This is a genomic window from Mesorhizobium sp. M0563 (assembly GCF_040321065.1).
Lineage (GTDB): Bacteria > Pseudomonadota > Alphaproteobacteria > Rhizobiales > Rhizobiaceae > Mesorhizobium.
In genome coordinates this window covers 47497-68425 of record NZ_JAMYQV010000009.1, presented here as the reverse complement: position 1 = coordinate 68425, position 20929 = coordinate 47497, and the positions used below count along the sequence as shown (strand labels likewise).

General features: G+C 63.4%; 21 protein-coding genes and 1 tRNA gene. 10 read left to right on the top strand and 12 right to left on the bottom strand.

What is annotated here, in order from left to right; genetic code table 11:
- Positions 1-108 precede the first annotated feature (108 nt).
- Positions 109-185, top strand: a tRNA-His gene (locus tag NKI50_RS14030).
- A 44-nt stretch (positions 186-229) separates the two neighbouring features.
- Here the strand turns inward: NKI50_RS14030 and NKI50_RS14025 are convergent.
- Positions 230-1153, bottom strand: a complete 924-nt coding sequence (locus NKI50_RS14025; RefSeq protein WP_352547841.1) for a LysR family transcriptional regulator — start codon at positions 1151-1153, stop codon at positions 230-232.
- 137 nt (positions 1154-1290) lie between these two features.
- On the opposite strand from NKI50_RS14025, the gene NKI50_RS14020 reads away from it, so the two are divergent.
- The 4 genes from NKI50_RS14020 to NKI50_RS14005 all read left to right on the top strand — a co-directional run bounded on the left by NKI50_RS14020 (position 1291) and on the right by NKI50_RS14005 (position 3971).
- Positions 1291-2043 carry an SDR family NAD(P)-dependent oxidoreductase gene (locus NKI50_RS14020; RefSeq protein ID WP_352716891.1) on the top strand — a complete coding sequence of 251 codons (753 nt, stop codon included), beginning with the start codon at positions 1291-1293 and terminating at the stop codon, positions 2041-2043.
- 90 nt (positions 2044-2133) lie between these two features.
- Complete coding sequence (locus NKI50_RS14015; protein WP_352716889.1) at positions 2134-2862, top strand: SDR family oxidoreductase; 729 nt, start codon at positions 2134-2136, stop codon at positions 2860-2862.
- Positions 2862-3206 carry an Atu4866 domain-containing protein gene (locus NKI50_RS14010; protein ID WP_084642712.1) on the top strand — a complete coding sequence of 115 codons (345 nt, stop codon included), beginning with the start codon at positions 2862-2864 and terminating at the stop codon, positions 3204-3206. Before NKI50_RS14015 ends, NKI50_RS14010 begins: the two co-directional genes overlap by 1 nt.
- 510 nt (positions 3207-3716) lie before the next feature.
- Positions 3717-3971, top strand: coding sequence for a DUF768 domain-containing protein (locus tag NKI50_RS14005; protein WP_023719384.1), 255 nt, complete (start codon positions 3717-3719; stop codon positions 3969-3971).
- A gap of 60 nt (positions 3972-4031) precedes the next feature.
- On the opposite strand, the gene NKI50_RS14000 is transcribed toward NKI50_RS14005, so the two are convergent.
- The 3 genes from NKI50_RS14000 to NKI50_RS13990 all read right to left on the bottom strand — a co-directional run bounded on the left by NKI50_RS14000 (position 4032) and on the right by NKI50_RS13990 (position 8026).
- On the bottom strand, positions 4032-5159 hold the full coding sequence (locus NKI50_RS14000; RefSeq protein WP_352716886.1) for a DmpA family aminopeptidase: 1128 nt from the start codon (positions 5157-5159) through the stop codon (positions 4032-4034).
- A gap of 7 nt (positions 5160-5166) precedes the next feature.
- Positions 5167-6732: an exodeoxyribonuclease VII large subunit gene (xseA, locus tag NKI50_RS13995; protein WP_352716884.1), complete on the bottom strand. Its 1566-nt coding sequence runs from the start codon at positions 6730-6732 to the stop codon at positions 5167-5169.
- Between the two features lie 73 nt (positions 6733-6805).
- Positions 6806-8026, bottom strand: a complete 1221-nt coding sequence (locus NKI50_RS13990; RefSeq protein WP_352716882.1) for a LysR substrate-binding domain-containing protein — start codon at positions 8024-8026, stop codon at positions 6806-6808.
- Here NKI50_RS13990 and NKI50_RS13985 point away from each other — a divergent pair.
- Positions 7910-9268 (top strand): MFS transporter, encoded by a 1359-nt coding sequence (locus NKI50_RS13985; RefSeq protein ID WP_502896951.1) that lies wholly within the window; start codon positions 7910-7912, stop codon positions 9266-9268. The two genes, NKI50_RS13990 and NKI50_RS13985, sit on opposite strands and share 117 nt — an antisense overlap.
- 59 nt (positions 9269-9327) lie before the next feature.
- Here NKI50_RS13985 and NKI50_RS13980 read toward each other — a convergent pair whose 3' ends face one another.
- Positions 9328-10284, bottom strand: coding sequence for a LysR substrate-binding domain-containing protein (locus NKI50_RS13980; RefSeq protein ID WP_023716458.1), 957 nt, complete (start codon positions 10282-10284; stop codon positions 9328-9330).
- Between the two features lie 178 nt (positions 10285-10462).
- Between NKI50_RS13980 and NKI50_RS13975 the strand changes: the two genes are divergently transcribed.
- Entirely contained in the window at positions 10463-10753 is a 291-nt protein-coding gene (locus NKI50_RS13975; RefSeq protein WP_023716459.1) for a DUF1127 domain-containing protein, read from the top strand.
- A gap of 176 nt (positions 10754-10929) precedes the next feature.
- Here NKI50_RS13975 and NKI50_RS13970 read toward each other — a convergent pair whose 3' ends face one another.
- From NKI50_RS13970 to NKI50_RS13955, 4 genes are all read right to left on the bottom strand, one after another.
- Complete coding sequence (locus tag NKI50_RS13970; protein ID WP_352482366.1) at positions 10930-12006, bottom strand: DUF937 domain-containing protein; 1077 nt, start codon at positions 12004-12006, stop codon at positions 10930-10932.
- A gap of 103 nt (positions 12007-12109) precedes the next feature.
- A complete protein-coding gene (locus tag NKI50_RS13965) occupies positions 12110-13483 on the bottom strand; it encodes a glutamate--cysteine ligase (RefSeq protein ID WP_352493847.1) in 1374 nt (457 codons plus the stop codon).
- 204 nt (positions 13484-13687) lie between these two features.
- The gene (locus tag NKI50_RS13960; protein WP_352592621.1) at positions 13688-14422 is read right to left on the bottom strand and encodes a 16S rRNA (uracil(1498)-N(3))-methyltransferase; all 735 of its coding nucleotides are present in this window, start codon (positions 14420-14422) and stop codon (positions 13688-13690) included.
- 32 nt (positions 14423-14454) lie between these two features.
- Positions 14455-15117, bottom strand: a complete 663-nt coding sequence (locus NKI50_RS13955) for a hypothetical protein (RefSeq protein WP_352482363.1) — start codon at positions 15115-15117, stop codon at positions 14455-14457.
- A gap of 74 nt (positions 15118-15191) precedes the next feature.
- On the opposite strand from NKI50_RS13955, the gene NKI50_RS13950 reads away from it, so the two are divergent.
- Positions 15192-15890 (top strand): type 1 glutamine amidotransferase, encoded by a 699-nt coding sequence (locus tag NKI50_RS13950; protein ID WP_023716464.1) that lies wholly within the window; start codon positions 15192-15194, stop codon positions 15888-15890.
- Between the two features lie 291 nt (positions 15891-16181).
- Positions 16182-16322 (top strand): hypothetical protein, encoded by a 141-nt coding sequence (locus tag NKI50_RS13945; protein ID WP_023716466.1) that lies wholly within the window; start codon positions 16182-16184, stop codon positions 16320-16322.
- A 28-nt stretch (positions 16323-16350) separates the two neighbouring features.
- Here the strand turns inward: NKI50_RS13945 and NKI50_RS13940 are convergent, their stop codons facing one another.
- Genes NKI50_RS13940 through NKI50_RS13930 form a run of 3 tightly spaced genes read right to left on the bottom strand, consistent with a single transcriptional unit; the run spans position 16351 to position 19155 of the window.
- Entirely contained in the window at positions 16351-17121 is a 771-nt protein-coding gene (locus NKI50_RS13940) for a metallophosphoesterase family protein (RefSeq protein ID WP_352482498.1), read from the bottom strand.
- A gap of 38 nt (positions 17122-17159) precedes the next feature.
- Entirely contained in the window at positions 17160-18296 is a 1137-nt protein-coding gene (locus NKI50_RS13935; RefSeq protein ID WP_023716468.1) for an alpha-hydroxy acid oxidase, read from the bottom strand.
- A 55-nt stretch (positions 18297-18351) separates the two neighbouring features.
- Positions 18352-19155 (bottom strand): FadR/GntR family transcriptional regulator, encoded by an 804-nt coding sequence (locus tag NKI50_RS13930; protein WP_352482361.1) that lies wholly within the window; start codon positions 19153-19155, stop codon positions 18352-18354.
- Between the two features lie 364 nt (positions 19156-19519).
- On the opposite strand from NKI50_RS13930, the gene NKI50_RS13925 reads away from it, so the two are divergent.
- Entirely contained in the window at positions 19520-20803 is a 1284-nt protein-coding gene (locus NKI50_RS13925; RefSeq protein WP_023716470.1) for a DUF3422 family protein, read from the top strand.
- Positions 20804-20929: the final 126 nt, after the last annotated feature.

Genomic DNA, 20929 nt, shown 5'->3' with positions numbered 1-20929 from the left:
GCCAAAAGCCTTGAATTAAACTCCGATAGCCCGTATGGACGCATCGCCGAACGACAGAGCGGGTCCCGGAGAATGAACGTTCCGTCTGGATATCGCTCGGGCAAGCGTGCCGTTGTAGCTCAGATGGTTAGAGCGCCGGATTGTGGATCCGGAGGTCGCTGGTTCGATCCCAGCCAACGGTACCATTCAGCTCTCAGCCAGGTTTCTGACCAATAGCGCCAAGCGATCTCTACGACCCTGGCGCGGTCACCTGCGATCCCGCCTGACGCGCACCGCGCAGGTGATCCACAAGGGCTCTCAGCTTCGGCGCGATATTCCGTCGGCTGGGAAAATAAAGATAGAAGCCCGCAAACGGCGGAAAATAGTCGTCGAGGATTGGCACAAGCTCGCCGCGGTCGATCCAGGGGCGGAATGTGTCCGCCATGCCGAACGTGATTCCGGCGCCTGCAACGGCCAGCCGGATCATCAGCCACATGTCGTTAGTGGTGATCTCGGGCGCAACCGCCACGTCGAACTCGCGCCCGTCCTCGCCAAACTCCCACCGATAGGGCGAAACTCCCGGCGCCGGCCGCCAGCCGATACAACGATGAGCCACAAGCTCGCGCGGATGGGCGGGTGCTCCGAACTTTTCGAGATAGCGCGGGGCGCAGACGGCCATCTGTCGCTGATCGCCCGATACCGGCACGGCAATCATGTCCTGCTCGATGACTTCGCCGAGCCTCACGCCCGCATCATAACCTTCGGCAACGATGTCGAATTCCTCGTCGGTGACCACGATATCCAGATGCACCTCGGGAAATCTTTCTGCAAAGGACGCCAGCAACGGCCCTGACAGAAACGTCTCCGCGATCGACGAAACCGCGATCCGCAGCCGGCCGCGTGGGCGGTCCAGAAACTCCGTGGTGGCTTCGATTGCCGCGTTCACGTCGGCGATCGCCGGTGCGACGCTCGCCAGCAGGCGCTCGCCCGCCTCGGTCAGATTTACGCTACGTGTCGTGCGCTGCAGCAATGCGATCCCCAGGCGCTGTTCAAGCCTGAGGACGCTCTGGCTGACCGCCGAGCGCGTCACGCCCAGGCGGTCTGCCGCAGCGCGGAAATTGCGTTCCTCGGCCACTGTGACGAAGACGGCAATTGCATTGAGATCGATGTCCATTGGTTAGCTAAACTTACCATCGAGGTTACCAGCGGGCGGGTTATCGCGACAATGCCATGGCTCTATCTCTGTCGCAATGGCAAGAAAGGCTTGATCCTCCCGATCAAGCCGATGCCGGATGACCAAGGAGATAACCCATGACATCACTGCCTTCCTCCTGGAACCTGGATGGAAAAGTCGCCCTCGTGACGGGCGCGGCACGCGGCATCGGCCGCTGCACGGCGGAGCTGCTGCGTGCCAGGGGTGCCCGGATCGTGGCAAGCGATCTCAGCGACACTGTACGTGAATTGGAAGCCGAGGATGTGGCAACCCTGGTCGGTGATGTCGCTGACGAGGCTCTGGCCAGACGCTCGGTCGAACTCGCGGCGAAGCGCTTCGGACGACTGGACATCGTCGTGAACAATGCCGGTCGCACGCTCAACAAACGTCTGACGGAGACCTCGGTCGACGACTATGACCGCATCCTGCAGATCAACGCGCGCGGCAGCTTCGTCACCGCCCGTGCCGCGGTGGAATTGATGGCCGCCGGCGGTGGCGGCGCGATCGTCAACGTCTCGTCGATCTCGGCCGTCGCGGCCTTCGAGACGCAGGCGGCCTATGCCTCCTCCAAGGCGGCTGTCGCACAGCTGACCAAGGTGATCGCGATCGAATACGGGCGCATGGGCATTCGCTGCAACGCCGTTGCCCCTGGCGTGATCGAAACCGACATCATGGAAGGTGTGGTGGAGAATGGCCGGGAGATGCTGCGCAGCTTTGGCGATGCGCATCCGATCGGCCGGATCGGCCAGCCGCAAGAAGTTGCCGAGGCCATCGCCTTTCTTACCTCGCCGGCGTCCAGCTTCATCACCGGGTCCCTGCTTCTGGTCGATGGCGGCTACACCGCCCAGTGACCCCAAATAAGGCTGGCGCACTGCGGGAGCTCACCCGCACGCCATCCTTCACATCGTGAAAATAACCGCTGAACCAAAAGGATTATCTCGATGACCATGAACAAAGTTGTTCTGATCACCGGTGCCTCCAGCGGCATCGGTGCTGGCATCGCCCGCGAACTTGGCGCGGCAGGTGCAAAGCTGATACTTGGCGCACGGCGCACCGACCGCCTTGAAGTCCTCGCAGCCGAAATCGAGGCAGCTGGTGGAATCGTTCGCGTACGAGCGCTCGACGTCACCAAAAGGGCGGATGTCGCAGCATTCGCCGATGCTGCGCGGGCCGAATGGGGCCAGGTCGATGTCATCGTCAACAATGCGGGCGTCATGCCGCTGTCGGCCATGGCAGCCATGAAGGTCGACGAGTGGGAGCTGATGGTGGACGTCAACATCAAAGGTGTTCTGTACGGCATCGCGGCGGTCCTGCCCGAGATGACGGCACGTGGCTCCGGGCATATCATCAATATCGGTTCCATCGGCGCACTGGCCGTCTCGCCTACGGCTGCCGTTTATTGCGCAACGAAATACGCCGTCCGCGCGATTTCTGATGGGCTCCGCCAGGAGTGCGACGATATCCGCGTAACCTGCATTCATCCCGGTGTGGTGGAAAGCGAACTGGCGAACACGATCACGGACGAAGCCGCTGCCGCCGCCATGAAAACCTGGCGTGCTATTGCCCTGCAACCCGATGCCATCGCCAGGGCAGTGCGCTACGCAATCGAACAGCCCGACGATGTCGATGTCAACGAGATCGTCGTGCGTCCGACGAAGGCGGCGCATTGATGCGATCCACTTTGGCCGCAGTGCTTACGGGTATTGCCGTTGCTGTAGCCCCAACCGGCCTGACCCTTCCTTCAACTCCAATCCTTGCGGAGGAATCAATGACGCGCCAAGATCACCCCTATGTCGGAATGTGGGTCACCGAGGATCGCCATATCAGGCACGAACTCCTGCCGAACGGCCGTTATGACGAAGCGCGCGGTGACCGCGAGAGCGCCTATCGGGGACGCTATGAAGTGCAGGGCAACCACATAGAATACTGGGACGATACGGGCTTCACCGCGGACGGTGAGTTCGTCGAAGGCGTTCTCTATCATGCCGGCATGATCCTTTATCGCCAGCGGTAGAGAGCCACCCTGAGACAAGCAATTCAGGGTTCCACAAGGCGCTATTGCATGCCTTGCATGAGGCGCTCGGCAGTTTGCACCACAAGGCCCGCCACACGACATATCTCCCAGCAAGCGCGGCGGAAAGAAGCAGGATCGCGGGCAGAGTCGACATTGCAAATGGTTGTCACTATATAGCGGCGGCTTTGACGGCTCGCCTTTTACGTGGTGCCGGCGAGTGCGCGGTAAATGTGCTAGCTATTGTGTTATCTATTGTGATCTAAAACGGCTTGAAAACCGAAAAAAAGCAAATAGAAACAATAGCGCGGGTCAAACGAGTTTCGTCGAGAGAATCAGTCCTCAAGAACCAGAACGTGCTCCTTGAACCCACCATTCCCTTCAGCTCTGTGGACCTCGGACAAGTTCGGCTTGCCGGGCGAAGCCGACTCGGCTCGAATGGCAGCACGCATCTTTTCGAAGATGCCGACGTTTATGATTACCAATCGGCATAGCCGCTAGGGAAACAGCAGTATGAGTGAACACGCGATCGAGTTCTTGCGCGGGTGGATTGGCGAAAAAGTCCATTGCCAGCCCTCGCCAGCCAGAATCGAGAAGCAGGCCGAGACCCTCGCGAGGGAATGTGCGGCCAAAGCTGCCGAAGCCGGCATACCCCTGGAGGATATCCAGGAAGAGGTCGGCGACATTCAGGAGCTCATTGCTTCGAGGCTCGAAGAGGCGGCCGAGGCCGATCAGGACGAGCAGAATTCCAACAAGCCTGCCGGCTGACGGATCGCCCCGGCAAAACCTGCCGGGCGATTATTGCCTGTCTGATGCAGTTGCGCGGTCTTATCGCCGCGCAGCCTTGCCAAATCTCTCCTCGAGCCATGCTTTCGGCAACGCCGGCACGAAATTGCCGTCGCGCCCGGTCATGTCATCATTGGCGACCAGCGCGTTGAGGATGGCTTCCTCCACGCTCTGAACGACGGCGTCGAAGAACGGGTTGATGTCGGCATCCGGTATGTAGCCGGCGCTGACCAGCTTGCCGGCCGCGCCGCGCGCCGCATCGGCATTGGCCGTGCTGACGGCGAGAAAAATATCGCCGGATGAATTGTATCCATAGCCGCCGGTCAGCGCGACGCCGAGCGGCACGCGTTTCGCCAGTCTTTTCAACTGATGCGGCATGAATGGCGCATCGGTGGCGACGATCGCGATGATCGAGCTCTTTTCCGCTCGCGGCGTGTTGTCCCGGATCGCCGGTTCGGCGAGTTCCGCTCCGGCCCTGACGCCACGCACGACAAGGTTCCGCCGCGCACCGAAATTCGACTGGACGAAGCAGCCGATCGTGAAACGCTCTCCGTTCCAGTCGACGCTGCGCGAGGATGTGCCCGATCCCGCCTTGAAGCCAAAGGTGATCATGCCGGTGCCGCCGCCGACGCTGCCCTCTTCGATCGGCCCGCTTTCAGCCGTCTCGAGCGCCGAAAATACATGCTCGAAGCTCACATGGTGGCCGTTGATGTCGTTTAGAAAGCCGTCATAAGTCTCGCCCGCTACCGGCAGTGCCCAGGCGCTGTCGAGCGATTGCGGCAGCACCTTCTGCATCCAGCGCAGCGTTGCGTCGCGGCTGACGCCGCAGGAATGCGTGTTGGTGATGGTGATGGGAAGATTGAGCGCTCCGAGTTCCTCTATCAGATGCGAGCCGGTCAGTTCGCCATTGCCATTGGCGCTGAACACGCCGGCGAACGCCGGTACGGCCAGTTCGCCCCTGGGCCGTGGCAGGATCGCGGTCACGCCGGTGCGTACTGGACCCTTGCCGACAACGAGCGGCCCGTCCCCTGAGATCAGCGTGGTATAGCCGACCGTCACGCCAGGCACATCGGTGATGGCGTTGAAGCGGCCCGGCGTGCCATCGAATGGGATCGCGAAGGCGCGGGCGCGCGGTTTGCCCGAGGGCGTCGCAAGATGAGGGTCGGTCATTTCTTCCTCAGAAAAGCGAACCTTGGCCGCCCGGCGCCTTGAGCTTGGCCGCGGGCTTGGCAACCGTCTTCGGCCGCGCCGTGCCACTGATGGCGACTGCATCCGCGGTGCCGTCGGCGAACTCCAGCGAAAGCGCCATTCCCGACACCACGTCCGCCGCATGCTTGACCACCGCGCCGTCCACATCCTTGACCAGTGCGAAGCCCCGCGCCAGCACGGCCTTGTGCGAGAGCGTCGCCAGCAACCGATCGGCCTGCGTCAGTTTTCCACGCAGACGGTCCAGTCGTCTCGAAATCGCGTGGTCCTGCCGTCGCGTCAGGGCCAGCAGGGCATCGCCTTGCAGTTTCTGCCGCCTCGCGATCGGCGCCGGTGACAGTCTGGCCGCCGTGCGCGAAAACCGCGCCCGACGCTCGCGCACGATGGCAAGGAACGCCGCTTGCGCACGGGCGAGATCGCGGCGGGTCAGCGTGCGGGCTTCGTTCATGCGCCGCGACAAGGTGGCCGGCGTCAGCCGCTGCCCCAGAAGCCTGGCCCGCTTGCGCTCGACGCTGACCGACAGCGCCCGGCCAAGCCGGCTCGTCGCCTCGTCGAAGCGCCGCCGCGGCAGCGCCAGCAACTGGTCGGGCGAGGGCAGCGCACGGGCGGCCGCGCGCGCCGCTTGCCGCTTGCGTTCGAAATTGCGCGACACCGCGATCTTCAACCGTGCGCTGAGACCGGCAAGCGTCGCTTCGAGGTCGACCTTGACCGGCACGGCGATTTCGGCGGCGCCCGTCGGCGTCGGCGCCCGCACATCCGCCGCCAGATCGACCAGCGTCCAGTCGGTCTCGTGGCCGACGGCGGAAATCAACGGAATGCCCGAAGCGGCGACGGCCCGGGCGAGCGCTTCGTCGTTGAAGCCCCACAGATCCTCCAGGCTGCCGCCGCCGCGTGCCACGATCAACAGGTCGGGCCGCGGGATGGCGCCGTCCGATGGCAGTGCGTTGAAGCCGTTGACGGCAGCGGTCACTTCCGCTCCCGCCGTTTCGCCCTGCACCCGAACCGGCCAGACGAGCACATGCAGCGGAAAGCGGTCCTTGATGCGGTGGATGATGTCGCGGATGACGGCGCCTGTCGGCGAGGTGACGACGCCGATGACGCCCGGCATGAAGGGCAGCCGGCGCTTGCGGCCGGCGTCGAACAGGCCTTCGGCCTGCAGCCGGCGCTTGCGCTCTTCAAGCAGCGCCATCAGCGCACCGGCACCGGCCGGCTCGAGATTATCGATGACGATCTGGTAGTTGGACTTTCCGGGATAGGTGGTCAGCCTGCCGGTGGCGATCACCTCCATGCCTTCCTCTGGACGGAATTTCAGCCGGCTCATCGTGGTCTTCCACACCACGGCGTCGAGCCGCGCGCGATCGTCCTTCAGGCAGAAATAGGCATGGCCGGAGGAATGCGGCCCGCGATAGCCGGAAATCTCGCCGCGCACCCGTACATTGCCGAAGACGTCCTCGACCGTGCGCTTCAGCGCGCCGGAAATCTCGCTCACCGTATATTCGGTGGCGTTGGTGCGTGATTCGGATGCTGCGTCGCTCATCGGCCGATTGGGGGACGGTTGTTGGCCGGCGTCAAGGCGCCTGTATCCGGCCGGGTGTCATAACGCGATCCCATCATCTCGCTACGGCCAAAAATTCGGCAGCCAGATAATCGCTGAACGCTCGAACCGCCGGCAACAGGCTGCGCCCCGAAGGCGACAGCAAAGTGATCCCAGCTTCTCCCGCCGTCCATTGCGGCAGGATGCGTTGCAATGTGCCATTGCCTGTTTCGGCCTGGCAGAAATAGGCCGGCAGCGCCACGATCCCCAGGCCCGCGATGGCAGCCTGTTTCAGTGTTCCCAGATCGTCGCTGCGCAAGCGCGCCGTGAACGGCATCAGCACAGTCTCGCCGCCGGTGTTGCGCAGATTCCAGACCGCCCCGCCGGTCGGCCCGTTCAATGCCAGGCCGCCATGGCCGGCAAGGTCCTGTGGGCTTGTCAGTATGCCTGCGCCGGCAAGATAGATGGGTGCGGCGAAAAGGTGCCAGGGCGTCGGCGCGAACCGACGCTGGATCAGGCTGGAATCGGGCAGCGGCTCGACATGGCCGCGAAGTGCAAGGTCAAACCCGTCGTCGACAAGATCCACATACCTGTTGGTCGCGTGCTGGATGATGTTTACCTTGGGAAACTTTAAAAGGAACCGGGGTAGCAATTCCGCCAGGAACGACTGCGCCATGCCGATCGAGCAGGTGAAGCGGACCGTACCGCTGGGCTCGGCCAGTCGTCGCGCCGCGGCGCCTTCGGCCGATTCCGCCTCGACCAGCATTCCCACAGCAAACTGATAGACCTCCTGGCCGATATCAGTGACGGCGAAGCTGCGGGAGGTTCGCTGGATAAGACAGACGCCCAGCTGCTTCTCGAGCTCGATGATGCGCCGGCTGATGTTGGACTTTGATCGTCCAAGCGCGTGGCTTGCGGCAGTGAAGCTCTGTTTCTCGACCACCTTCGCAAAATAATAAAGATCGTTCAGATCCAGCACAGTCGCACATCGTTGCCAATAGAGGACGATACTTTCAATTCTATACCATTTTGGCTGTTTCGTCCAGATATTACCTTGCCAGTTGCCGCGCTGATCAGCAGGTGCTGGGCTCCATTTGGAAAAGGAATAGGCATGACCGACCAGTTGAATATGAGCCACCACTCGAGCGTGGCTGACGTATCGGCCCGACCACGGTTTGGTCTGGTTTTGACATTGCTGGCTTTTGCCCAGCTTGTTATTTCGATCGACTACAATATCGTTTTTGTCGCTTTGCCCGAGGTCGGCCTGGGCCTCGGCTTCTCGGCGCAGACCCTGCAATGGGTCGTGAGTGCGTATGCGGTTGCGTTTGGCGGCTTCCTCTTGCTTGGAGGCAGGGCATCCGACCTGCTTGGGCGGCGGCGAATGTTCGTTTTCGGGCTTGTCCTCTACGCAGTGTCTTCGCTGGTCGGCGGTTTCGCCACGACGCCTCAGATCCTGATTGCCGCGCGCGCCGTGCAGGGCTTGGGCGGCGCCTTTCTTTTCCCGGCCACCCTGTCGCTGGTCAACACCACCTTCAGCGAAGGTCGCGAACGCAATATCGCTTTGTCCGTATGGGCCGGCTCTGGTGCCGGGGGCATGGTTCTGGGCTCGTTGCTTGGCGGCGTGCTGACCCAGGCATTCGGCTGGGAGGCGGTGTTCTTCGTCAACGTGCCTGTGGCCGGCATCGCGATCGTGGCGGCCTTTCCGGTGATTCCAGCAGACAGCGGGTACCAGTCAGGCCGCAAGTTCGATCTGCCGGGCGCATTGACGGCGACGGTCGGTACCACCCTGCTCGTTTTCACGCTCGTCCAGGGTCCAGAGTACGGCTGGGCCTCACAGGGTATTCTGGTCAGCGCTGCCGTTGGGATCCTGTTGCTGGCGCTCTTCGTGGCCATAGAGGCGCACAGCCGCGACCCGTTGCTGCCGCTGCGGCTGCTGGCCAACCGCAACCTCAGCACCGGCGTCGTCACCACATTCCTGTTCACCGCCACGTTCGGTTCTTTGCTCTATTTCCTGTCTTTCTACTTCCAGACAGTGCAGGGCTTCGGCGTTCTGCAGACTGGTTTCGCCTTCATGGTCCCGATGTTGGCCGTCTTGTCGGGCAATGCGCTGAGCGGTCGGATGGCGACCCGCCTGGGTACACGAAACACGCTCGTCGTCAGCCTTGCGATCGGCGCGATTGGTACGGCGGCCCTGGGCATGGCCATGTCGGCGGACAGCACTTATGCCAACTTGGTCCCCGGACTGATTGTCTTCAGCCTCGGCGGCGGCATCACCTTCCCAACAATGTTCGCAGCCGCAGCCAAGGGCGTTGCCGCGCATGAGCAAGGCATCGCCTCAGGCATTGCATCCACGGGTCAGCAGGTCGGTAGCGCGGTGGGGCTGGCTATCCTGGTTGCCGTTGCAAACGCCGGCACCGGCGGTTTGACAGGAGAAGCGCTGCGCGTCGCTACCGCTGAGGGTGTGCGGATGGCCGTCTATCTCGCCGCTGCCGGTACCGCGGTGATGATCCTCGTCGCACTGAATTTCCGTCGTCATTGAGCCCGAACTTGCTTCGGCTCCGCGGTGGCGGGCCCCATGGCGCTATGAGACACGAAGCCCTACCAGCCCGGCAGGATCTGGTTCGGCTTGGTCCGCTTCATCTTCGCGAAGGCGAGGGCGGCGAAATCGAACGTGCCGGTCTCCTCGCCGAGCGGCACGGAAATATTGTCGAGGCTTTCCGAAATATGGCGGGCGAGCGCGTCGACGATCTCCGGCCGCGAGGTCTGGCCGCGCATGATGCCGATGCGGCAATCGGGCAGGGCGCCGAAACCGTCGGCCTCGCCCAGCACCCGCATGCCGGGCCGCAGCGCGCATTCCGGCAGCACCGAGATCGCCAGGCCGGAAAGCACCGCCGCGGCGATAACGGTGGCCGAGAAGCTGGTGAACAGGATGCGGTAGTCGCGGTTCTGCTGGTCGAGCACATCGGCGGCGGCCCGCCGCCAGATGCAGTTCGGCCGGCCGAAGGCCATCGGCAGGATCGGCTGCTCATGCGTCGCATGATTGGCCGAGGTAACCCACAGCAGCGGTTCGCGCCGCACCACTTCCGATTGGCCGCGCGCGTCATTGTGCGTCACCAGCGCCAGGTCGAGATTGCCGCGCTTGATGTGTTCGACCAGTCCCGGCGTCGGTTCGCAGATAACGGTCAGTTCGACATGCGGGTTGGAACGGGCAAACCGCGCCATGATCTCGGGCAGGAAGCGATCGGCATAGTCGTCCGGCGTGCCGATGCGGATGGTGCCTTCGAGCCGGCGGTCGTCGAAGGCGGCCAGTGTTTCCTTGTTGAGATAGAGCAGCCGCCTTGCGTAGGAGAGCAGTCTGTCGCCTTCCTCGGTCAGCCGGTTGGTGCGGCCGTCTTTTTCGAACAGCGGCTTGCCGATCCGCTCTTCGAGCCGCCGCATCTGCATCGACACCGCAGACTGGGTGCGATGCACGGCTTCCGCCGCGCGGGTAAAGCTGCCGGTGTCGACAATCGAGATGAAGGTCTGCAACTGATCGAGATCGAGCGGCGCTTTCATCGGTCTAATCCATCATTGATGTTGATGCTAAAGATTAGAAACATTCGTTGGATTAATCAATCGCGCCGTGGCAAATTCCGACTGTCCACATGAAGGCATGTGAATCGAAGCCGGAACGGCCGCTGTCGCCAGCGCCCGATCGACTGGTTTCGCTCGTTCGAATGTGAAGGAGACCGACATGGCTACGTTTGATTTCGCTACCGAGACCTCGCGCATCACCTCGCGTCCGGCCGTTGCGACGCGCGTGGCCAATGCCGCTGCCAATGTTTACCGCGCCTGGAAAAACCGTCGCGCCTTTTATCGCCTCGGCGAGATGTCGGATGCCGAGCTCGCCGACATCGGTCTGACCCGCGCCGACCTGCACGTCGCTGTCGGTGTGCCCTTTGGCCGCGATCCGACCGAGAGGCTTCGCGTCATCGCGGTCGAGCGCGCCGAAACGATCGAGGATATTGCCCGCAAGGTGGCCTGATCGCACAAATTCGCGATTTTGGTCGCATTGAACCTTTTTGAGGCACGAAGCCACCAAGTTACGCAGGCTCCCCACTCCCTGCCGGATCCCCCCGGCCAGCCTGCGCGCTGCCCGGTCCTCCCAGGACCGGGCTTTCTTTTTTGGGCGGCACTGATGATTGGATGCCGGTGTCTAGTCTACCGCCGGCCCATACCCTGCTTGAACTGGTCGAAGATCGACTCCATGCCTTTCTGGTAGTCGTCGCGCTGCTGGGCACCCGTCTCGAACATCTTGCCGAACAGGTCGTCGAACGGATTTCTCGGCCTGCCGCTCGGATTGGCCTGCGGCTGCGGCGCCTGGGGCTGCTGGGGCGCCTGACGCGCCTGCGGCTGCGGTTGTTGCGCACCACCGCCGAACATGTCCTGCAGTACTTTGCCGAGCGGATTGTCACCATAAGGGTTCTGTGTCTGCTGGGGCTGGTTCTGCGGCTGCTGCGGCTGTTGCGCGCCGCCGCCGAACATGTCCTGCAGCACCTTGCCGAGCGGATTGTCACCATAAGGGTTCTGTGTCTGCTGCGGCTGGCTTTGCGGCTGCTGCCCGCCGCCGAACATGTCCTGCAATACCTTGCCGAGCGGGTTGTCGCCGTAAGGGCTCTGCGTCTGTTGCGGCTGCTGTGCGCCGCCGAACATATCCTGCAGCACCTTGCCGAGCGGATTGTCCGCTGGGCCTGCAGGCTGAGGGGCCGGCGCCTGGCTGCCGCCGCCCGCTTGCCGCATCATCTGCTCGATGAGTTCGCCGAGCGGATTGCCGCCGCCGGGCCCACCCCCTGCCGCATGCATCTGTCCGCCTAGCTGGTTGGTGGTCTGCTTGAACAGCCCGCCCATCATCATCGAGGCGATTGCCGGCAGCATCTGCTGCAGGACCTGCTGGCTGACACCGCTCGCTTGCGCGGCCTGGCTGGCGACGGCGCGTGACAGATCCTTCGAGCCGAACAAATGCCCCAGAATTCCGTTGCCTTCATCGAGACCCTGCGGTGAGAAGGCCCGGCTTGCATCCTCGAAATATTTGGCGTGCTGGCCGCTGGCCATCGCCGTCATGAAGGAGCCGAGCCCGTAAGGGTCCGCTGTGTTGCGCTTCAGCCCCTGCGAAAAGGCCGGCAGCAGCGCCGCGACCGCCGCCTGCGTCTGCTGCTGCGAAAGCCCGAACTGCTGGGCCAGCGCCTGCATGCCGTTGCCGTTCTGGGCCTGTGCCAGAATATCGAACAAGGAAGGCATTGTTTTCTCCTCCGGGAAAATCCTCGTTTGGAGAAGCCTAGTTCGTTTCCATCACTGATTGAAGCGAATTTGCCGGACCGTGGCTCATGCGGATAGCGAAGCGTTAATACGCGTATTCCATGAACACCGGCTCGATCGAGCCGCCCCAGCGTGTGTGGTAGGCCGACAGCATCTCTTCGGCGCTGGTCGTGCCGCGCGCGACGACCTCGTCCAGCGTGTTGAGAAACGAGGTCTCGTCATAGCCGTCGCGGTTCTTGCGGCCCCGGTTCTTCAGTCCCATGCGCGAGATGACGAGCACGTCGCGTGCGATCTCGCGCAACGTCGTGTTGCGGAAGGGCGCCGAAATGCCCTGTTCTGGCACTGCGTTGCGCATTGCCAGCACTTCGTCATAGCTCCAGCTCGAGGTCAGCGCCTCGGCCGCGTCGAGCGCCGCCGCATCGTAGAGCAGCCCGACCCAGAAGGCCGGCAGCGCGCAGATGCGCCGCCACGGCCCGCCATCGGCGCCGCGCATTTCGAGAAAGCGCTTCAGCCGCACGTCAGGGAACAGCGTCGACAGATGGTTCGCCCAGTCGCCCATCGTCGGCAGCCCGTCCGGCAGTTCGTTACCGGCAGCACCCGCCATGAACTGGCGGAAGGTGACGTGCGTCATGTCGTGGTACTGGCCGTCGCGGATGACGAAATACATCGGCACGTCGAGCGCCCATTCGACATAATCGGCAAAGCCAAAATCGGGCGAGAAGCAGAATTCGAGCAGCCCGGAGCGCTGGTTGTCGGTGTCGCGCCAGATCTCGCCGCGCCAGCTCTGCAGGCCGTTCGGCCGGCTTTCGGTGAAGGGCGAGTTGGCAAACAGCGCCGTCGACAGTGGCTGCAGCTTCAGTGACACCTGCATCTTGCGGCGCATATCGGCTTCGCTCTCGAAGTCGAGATTCACCTGGATGGTGCAGGTCCGGTACATCATGTCGAGACCCTTGGTGCCGACCTTGGGCATGTAGCGGGTCATGATCTCGTAGCGCGATTTCGGCATTTTCGGCGTCTCGGCCAGCGACCATTTCGGGCTGCCGCCAAGGCCGAGGAAGCGAATGCCCATGGGTTCGGCGATCTCGCGTACCTGCGCCAGATGCGCATTGCCTTCGCGGCAGGTCTGGTGGATCGTCTCCAGTGGGGCGCCGGACAGTTCGAACTGGCCGCCGGGCTCCAGCGAGATCGCGCCCTGGCCGGTCGGCTCGACCAGGCCGATGATGCGGCCGGCATCCATGATCGGGTCCCAGCCGAGTTTGTCCTGCATGCCTTCGAGGATGGCGCGGATGCCGCGCTCGCCGCCATAGGGCACCGGCGCATTGCCGTCGATATAGAACGGGAATTTCTCGTGCTCGGTGCCGATCCGCCATTTGTCGCGCGGCTTGTTGCCTTCGGCCAGATGCTCGACGAGTTCGTCGACGCTTTCTATCGGCCGGAAATCGGTAGTATCGCGCGCCATAATAGCCCTCCGCACACGACCCCGAAAATCGGCTTCGATTTTCGGAAAGGATCATGTGCCCAATCAATATGCTACAGCGTCCTTTGCGCGCCCGAAAGGACGCGCTGCGCTGCAGAGCAGTCGCACGACCGCCGGCGCTAGATGGACGAAATGTCAGTAGCCGATCAAGCGAAAAATCCTGAGCCAGAGGGTAACGGGAATTGATCACCAATCGCCGATTGTCGCCTGGATCAGCGCCAGTGCCGCCACCGCCGCCGTATCCGCTCGCAGGATGCGCGGCCCGAGCGGAATGGCGGTAACGAAGGGCAGCGCTCTCAGCATCCTGCGTTCCTCGTCGGAAAAGCCGCCCTCCGGCCCGACCAGCAGCGCGAGCTTGTTCTCCCGCACCGCCTGCAATGCCGGCAGCGGATTGTTGGTGGCGGCATCCTCGTCGCAGAAGATCAACCGCCGCCCCTTGTCCCAGCCTGCCAGCAGACGCTCGAACCTTTCCGCTTCGCGCACCTCCGGCACCGCCAGTATGCCGCATTGTTCGGCCGCCTCGACGACATTGGCGCGCAGGCGCTCGATGCCGGGTCTTGCCACTTGCGTGTGCTGGGTGATGACCGGCTGCAGGATGCCGGCGCCCATCTCCACCACCTTCTGCACGAGGTAGTCGAGGCGTCCTTGCTTCAGCGGCGCGAAGCAATAGACGAGATCGGGCAGCGGCGGCTGCGGCCGCTGCAATTCCAGCACCTTCAGGCGCAACGCCTTCTTCGATTTCGCGGCGATCGCCGCCGACCATTCGCCGTCGCGGCCGTTGAACACCAGAATTTCGGCGCCTTCGCCGAGCCGCAGCACATGCGAGAGATAATGGCTCTGCTGCGGGCCGACGTCGAACTCGGTATCCGGTCCAAGCTCGTCCGGTACGAACAGCCGCTGCATCTTGTAATTGGCGCGCATCGCGGAGGAATGCGGCAACGTCACCCTCGGCGTCAAGCCTCGGCCGAAGGATGCCAGACAGGCTCGTAGCCTTGCTGCAGCACCGAAACAGTTGTCGCCGGCGTGAGCATGTGGATTGGACCGTCGGTAAAACCGCCGAACCCCACCGGTTCGCGATAGCCGCCGAAACTCCAGGACAGCGCGGCGCCGTCAAACAGGGCGTACGCCCTGTTTCCTGACGAGATCATCGTGCCGTCCGGCAAGTCCGCAAGCGCCTCCGGTTCCAGTCTCGGCGCCGGTCCGCCCGATGCCAGGCGCTCCTTGTGCAGGCGCTTGTCGAGTTGCGGCGCGCGCGGCTCGGCAATCCCGAAGGCGTCGCCGAAGCGCTGGACAAAATCCCTGGCTCGCTCGCGCCGGCAGAAAAAGCACGGCCGGTGCCCGGCCGCCAGCGCCGTCACCTCGTCGAGGAAAAACAGTTCGGTCCAGCCGGCCTTGCCGCCCAATTGGTCGTCGCTTTGCCGGTTGCGCCCCATCGGCTCGCGCCGCACATTGCGGAATTCGCAGACGCAGATGATCCAGGCTTGCAGCGCCCAGCGCTTCTTCAACAGCGTTCTCGTCTCGGCGTCGTGAATGATGCCGCGATTGCCCATGAACAGGCCGCGCTCCGGCACGGCATGGATGGCGCCGAACGGATCGACCCGGTTTTGCAGTGGCATAGGCGTTCCTTGTTGGCTGCGATGCTGGCGCCATGATATCGCTCGCTGCATCTATTTCATGTCAGCAGGTTTCGATGCGGGTCTTGGTCGTCCAGAACTTCGACAATGAGGGCCTTGGCCAGATCGGCGCGGCGCTTGTCGAGGCCGGCGCCGATATCGACCTGCGCCGGCCCTATCGCGGCGACGCGCTGCCGCAAGATAGCGGCGGGCATGACGCCATGGTGGTGCTCGGCGGCGCCCAGAATGCACTGGACGACGAGCTCTGTCCTTATTTTCCGGGCCTGCTCGACCTGACGCGCGATTTTGCCGAGAGGGATCGCGCGGTGCTCGGCATCTGCCTTGGCGGCCAGTTGGTCGCGCGCGCCTTTGGCGGCGAGAACCAGATCGGCGGTGCTTCGGAGTTCGGCTGGCACGAGGTCGCGCTCACCGCGGCCGCGAACGCCGATCCGGTGCTCGCCGCCTTGCCCGAAAAATTCCCGATCTTCGAATGGCACGACGACACCTTTGTCTTGCCTGAGAGGGCCGTGCGGCTGGCCGGCAACGCCGTCGCCGAGAACCAGGCGTTCCGCATCGGCCGCGCCGTCTATGGCTTCCAGTTCCATTTCGAGGCCGACCGGCCGATGGTTCGCGACTGGAGCACCTCCTTCGCACCGCTGATTGCCGAGCGGCATCCTGAATGGGCAGGTCGGCTCGACGATGAAATGGCCCGCAACGGACCGCAAGCCGATGCCGCCGGCCTGGCCATCGCCCGCGCCTGGGTGGCGACGATCTGACGACTCATACAGCCAACGTTGCCTATTTGGCGACGTTGCATATTTGGCACGCGGCGCCAAATCCGCCGGGGATAACGCGTTTCATCCTTGGCCTGTGTCAATCCGCTAGCCTAAAAGGCGCCGCTCTGCATCTTCCGTGCAACCGCGATGAACCTATCCTGTGACCCGCGCGACACACCGCCGATACAGAACATGCCTAGAAGCGCGAAACCGTCAGACATTTGCGACGAATTTTGCGTTTCAACGCATTGGTAACCCGCTCGTGCATAGATGCAGGAAGCTCAACAAGAGATGACGTCCGTGAAAGCAGCCTTTTTGTCCTTTGCCATGTTGTCGGCCATTGTCTTGTGCGGCCTCGGCATTTATTCCGCCGACGCAGCCAACAACCACAATGCCGTCGACGGCTACGGCGTCACCGCCGCGCTTCGCTAGACCCTCTGCTCATAACCCCACGCCTTCCCTAAGCCCGCTCACCCGTGACTGTCAGGATATGCTTGTCCGCGCCGTCCACGACGAGCGCGGTGAGGTTTCCCGACTGCCAGGCGAGGGTGTCGACATTGACGCGGTTGCCTGTGATCTCGGGCTTGGGCACCGGCGTATGGCCGTGCACCACGATCTTGGGATGAAGACCGGTGTGATCGTGGAAGACCTCGCGGATCCAGATCAGGTCCTGCGGGCTCTGGCTTTCCAGCGCAATGCCGGGCCGGATGCCGGCATGGCAGAAGAAGAAATCGCCGAACGTCACTGAAAAGGGCAGCGAGCGCAGGAATTCGACATGGTTCTGCGGCACCGCCTCGACCAGTGCGGCGTGCCCTTGCCGCAATGCCGCATCGGCGCGGCCAAACCAGGCGCTGCTCCCACCAAGTGACACACCATACGACAGCGCCGTCTGGATGCCGCCATAGCGCATGAACAGCCCGTCCTGATCGGGGACATCGAGAAAATCGAGAAAGCCGAGATCATGATTCCCGGCCAGCATCAGGTGACGCGGATCGCGTTTTTGCGCGTCGATCAGGAAATCGATGACGCCTTTGGAGTCCGGGCCGCGGTCGACATAGTCGCCGAGATGGATCACGCGCCAATCGGCCGACGGCCTTTGACCGAGCTCCGCCTCGATCCGCCGGTGCATGGCGGCCAGCAGGTCGAGCCGGCCGTGCACATCGCCGATCGCAAAAAGGCGCATGCCTTGCGGTCCGCGCGCCTCGTAAAAATTGATGCCGGGCTCCGTCAATGCCTGCGTCGCCTCCGTGGTCATGCCGTCACGGGACTTTAGCGCCGAAGCTGATCCTTGCCCATGTCGGTGACCAGACGCTTTCCGCACAGTGCCAGCGTTATGTCCATCTCCTTGCGGATGATTTCCAGCGCCTTGGTAACCCCTTCCTTGCCGAGTGCGCCGAGGCCGTACAGGAAAGGCCGGCCGATATAGGTGCCCTTGGCGCCGAGGCACAGTGCTTTGAGCACGTCCTGGCCGGAACGGATGCCGCCGTCCATATGCACCTCGATCGTGTCGCCGACGGCATCGGCGATCTCTTCGAGCGCCATGATCGATGACGAGGCGCCGTCGAGCTGGCGGCCGCCATGGTTGGAAACGATGATCGCATCGGCACCCGACCTGGCCGCCATCATCGCATCTTCCTTGTCGAGAATGCCTTTCAGGATCAGCTTGCCGCCCCAGCGCTCCTTGATCCAGGCGACGTCCTTCCACGACAGATGCGGATCGAACTGCTCCTTCGTCCACGACGAAAGCGAGGCGAGGTCGCCGACGCCCTTGGCATGGCCGACGATGTTGCGGAAGCTCCGGCGCTTGGTCCCGGCCATGCCGACGCACCAGCGCGGCCTTGTCGCCATCTGCCAGAGGTGCTTCGGCGTCATCCGCGGCGGCGCCGAAAGCCCGTTGCGGATATCCTTGTGGCGCTGGCCCAGGATCTGCAGGTCGAGCGTCAGCACCAGCGCCGAACATTTCGCCGCCTTTGCCCGGTCGATCAAATCGAAGACGAAATCCTTGTCGCGCAGCACATAGAGCTGGAACCAGAACGGCTTCCTGGTCACCGACGCGACATCCTCGATCGAGCAGATGCTCATCGTAGACAGCGTGAACGGCACGCCGAATTCTTCCGCCGCCTGCGCCGCCAGCATCTCGCCGTCCGGATGCTGCATGCCGGTCATGCCGGTCGGCGCCAGCGCCACCGGCATCGCCACCTTCTCGCCGATCATGGTCGATTCCAGCGAGCGGTTGTCCATGTCGACCAGCACGCGCTGGCGGAACTTGATCTTTTGGAAATCCTCTTCGTTGGCTCGGTAGGTGCTTTCGGTCCAGGCGCCGGAATCGGCGTAGTCGAAGAACATCTTCGGCACACGGCGGCGCGCCAGGTCCTTGAGGTCGGCGATGGTGAGGATGCTGCTCATGGATCTTTTTCCGCTGGTTCTTCGCTGGTTCTTCGTTGAATTTTCTGGCCGCGGCCTACGGCTGTTTTCTTGCCGGCTCGCCATCACCGGGCTCGGAGCGCTGCCTGAGCCTCAGCCGCGACACGCGCTGCCAGTCGCCGCTGCGCTCGGCCTCGGCCATCGACCGTTCGACATAGGAGATGTGGTCCATCGCCGCCTGCCGCGCCGCGGCCGGATCGCCGGCCTTGACCGCGGTGTAGATTGCCCGGTGCTGCGAAAGCAGCGCCTCGCGCGCACCCGGCACGCTGAACACCAGCCGCCGGTTCTGGAACACGCCTTCCGACAGCAGCCGGTAACAGGCGCGCAGCGTGTGCAGCAGGATGATGTTGTGCGCGCATTCGCAGATCGCGTGATGGAACTCAACGTCGATTTCCGCCTCGTCGTCGAAATTGCCGGTCCGGTGCGCCTCGTCCATCCGTGCCATGATGCGGTCGAGCAGCGCCAGATCGTCCGATGTGGCGCGCCGCGCCGCATATTCCGCCGCCACCGCCTCGATCTCGCGGCGGTACTCCAGATAGTCGGTCACCGCCTTGCGATGCATCGAGATCAGGTCGGCCACCGGCTTCGTGAACAGCTGGCCGATGACGTCGGCGACATGGGTGCCGCCGCCTGGCCGTGTCGTCAATAGCCCGCGCCCTTCCAAGGCTTTCAAGGCATCGCGCAGGATCGGCCGCGACACCTCGAACTGGCGCGCCAGCTCGCGCTCGCCCGGCAGCCGGTCGCCGGTGCGCAGCACGCCTTCGAGGATCAGGCTCTCGATCTGCTGCACCACCTCGTCGGCGGTGCGCGAATGCTCGATCCGGGAGAAAATGTCGCTCAAACGGGGTGCCTGGGGGTTGAACCGATGTCGCGCAAGATAAAGCCAGCGTCGCCAACTGGTCAAATTATTTATCCAATTCGCCCGGCCGGGTCGGTTTCACAGCCGCGGCTTCATATCACCTTCTGCTAAACTGGCTGTTTGCGTCCCCTGGCGATTGCCTCTAGAGCAATTCCAGGAAAAGTGTGAAACGGTTTTCCGTCCGGAATTGCGCAGAATCAAAGGGATAGAGCGGTTCGGCGTTTCCGTGAAACGATAAAACCGCTCTAGAGGGACATCATTGCCAAAGGGCTCAGAGAAGCCCGGGGGACCAGCCGTGCCAGACGCCGACCCGTCCAATCTCGAATTCCAGCTGCGCGCCAAAGCCATGGGCGGCAGCGTCATGGGCTTTCCGGCGCACGAAGGTCGGCCCGGCGCGCTCGGCGAGGTCCACGCCCGACCGCATCCGCTGGTCGAAAAGCCGCGCGTGCTGGTGCAGCTTTCCTTCATGACCGAAGGCGGATCGAGCGTCGATCTGGCAGTGCTTTCGGAACTGTCGCAGCGCCTTGGTATTGCCGCGCCCGACCGCCATGCCCGCCATCACGCGATGAAGTGGGGCAAGGGCTCGCTGCGCTGGGAACGGCACACGGAGTTCTCGACCTATCTCTGGGAAGGGCCGCTCGCCGAAAACGGCAGGGGGCAAGAAGATACCCCCTTCGGCAACGGGTTTTCGCCGCCGGGCACGGTGATTTCCGGCATCAGGCTCGAAATCCGCAAATGGACACCGGCGAACGAGCGGCTGATCGCCGGCTTCGACCCGACCAGCCTGTGCTATTCGCTGGTCGAGCGCGGCAACGCGGCCATCGTCACCGATTTCCGCCAGGATGGCGACGGCTTGACCCGCATGCTGGTGCTCGATCGCGGGCTGACACCGGCGCGCACCGGGGCGCTGTCGCAGCGGCTGATCGATATCGAGACCTACCGCACGCTGGCCATGCTTGGGCTGCCGCTGGCGCTGATGCTTTCGGGGCGTGCCCGCCGCATCGAGGACAGGCTGGCCCAGACCACGCTGGAAATGAAGGTCGCCGAAACCCGCGACAGCCAGACCTTGCTGGCCGACCTGACCGAACTTGCCGCCGAACTGGAGGCGGATGCCGCCTCCAGCCTCTACCGGTTCGGCGCCAGCCGTGCCTATGACGGCATCGTCGGCGAGCGGCTGGAGGCGCTCGAGGAAGAAGCCGTGCCCGGCTACGACACCTGGGGCGGGTTCCTGCAGCGGCGCGTCGCGCCGGCCATGCGCACCTGCCGTTCGGTCGAGGAGCGCCAGGCCAATCTGTCGCGCAAGCTGACCCGTGCCACCACGCTGCTGCGCACCTGGGTCGACGTCGAGGTCGAGAAGCAGAACCGCGATCTCTTGGCATCGATGAACAATCGCGCCCGCCTGCAATTGCGCCTGCAGCAGACGGTGGAGGGACTCTCGGTCGCCGCCGTTTCCTACTATGTCGTCGGCCTCATCGGCTACGTCGCCAAGGGCGCCTCGATCTTCGGCCATGCCTTTGCGCCGGAAATGGTCACCGCCGCCTCGGTGCCGCTCGCCGTCCTGCTCGTCTGGTGGGGCGTGCGCCGTGTCCGCCGCATGCACTCCGAACCGGGCAAGCAGCCGGGCGAGTAGTGTGGGGCGCGCAGCGGCAGATTGCCGCTGCGAAAGGCTGTCCCGGCCATAGGCCCGCGATCCCGGCCAAAGCGGCATTTGCAACCGATAGCCGTCGCTGGTAAAAGATTTTTACCAGTCGGTCGA

Excerpts from the sequence above, each read along its gene's own strand:
- NKI50_RS14015 (WP_352716889.1), top strand. The coding sequence starts at position 2,134 with ATGACCATGAACAAAGTTGTTCTGATCACCGGTGCCTCCAGCGGCATC.
- xseA (WP_352716884.1), bottom strand. The coding sequence starts at position 6,732 with ATGAGCGACGCAGCATCCGAATCACGCACCAACGCCACCGAATATACG.
- NKI50_RS13925 (WP_023716470.1), top strand. The coding sequence starts at position 19,520 with ATGGGCGGCAGCGTCATGGGCTTTCCGGCGCACGAAGGTCGGCCCGGC.
- NKI50_RS14000 (WP_352716886.1), bottom strand. The coding sequence starts at position 5,159 with ATGACCGACCCTCATCTTGCGACGCCCTCGGGCAAACCGCGCGCCCGC.
- NKI50_RS14005 (WP_023719384.1), top strand. The coding sequence starts at position 3,717 with ATGAGTGAACACGCGATCGAGTTCTTGCGCGGGTGGATTGGCGAAAAA.
- NKI50_RS14010 (WP_084642712.1), top strand. The coding sequence starts at position 2,862 with ATGCGATCCACTTTGGCCGCAGTGCTTACGGGTATTGCCGTTGCTGTA.
- NKI50_RS13965 (WP_352493847.1), bottom strand. The coding sequence starts at position 13,483 with ATGGCGCGCGATACTACCGATTTCCGGCCGATAGAAAGCGTCGACGAA.
- NKI50_RS13975 (WP_023716459.1), top strand. The coding sequence starts at position 10,463 with ATGGCTACGTTTGATTTCGCTACCGAGACCTCGCGCATCACCTCGCGT.
- NKI50_RS13935 (WP_023716468.1), bottom strand. The coding sequence starts at position 18,296 with ATGAGCAGCATCCTCACCATCGCCGACCTCAAGGACCTGGCGCGCCGC.
- NKI50_RS14020 (WP_352716891.1), top strand. The coding sequence starts at position 1,291 with ATGACATCACTGCCTTCCTCCTGGAACCTGGATGGAAAAGTCGCCCTC.
- NKI50_RS13955 (WP_352482363.1), bottom strand. The coding sequence starts at position 15,117 with ATGCCACTGCAAAACCGGGTCGATCCGTTCGGCGCCATCCATGCCGTG.
- NKI50_RS13970 (WP_352482366.1), bottom strand. The coding sequence starts at position 12,006 with ATGCCTTCCTTGTTCGATATTCTGGCACAGGCCCAGAACGGCAACGGC.
- NKI50_RS13960 (WP_352592621.1), bottom strand. The coding sequence starts at position 14,422 with ATGCGCGCCAATTACAAGATGCAGCGGCTGTTCGTACCGGACGAGCTT.
- NKI50_RS14025 (WP_352547841.1), bottom strand. The coding sequence starts at position 1,153 with ATGGACATCGATCTCAATGCAATTGCCGTCTTCGTCACAGTGGCCGAG.
- NKI50_RS13980 (WP_023716458.1), bottom strand. The coding sequence starts at position 10,284 with ATGAAAGCGCCGCTCGATCTCGATCAGTTGCAGACCTTCATCTCGATT.
- NKI50_RS13950 (WP_023716464.1), top strand. The coding sequence starts at position 15,192 with ATGCGGGTCTTGGTCGTCCAGAACTTCGACAATGAGGGCCTTGGCCAG.
- NKI50_RS13945 (WP_023716466.1), top strand. The coding sequence starts at position 16,182 with ATGACGTCCGTGAAAGCAGCCTTTTTGTCCTTTGCCATGTTGTCGGCC.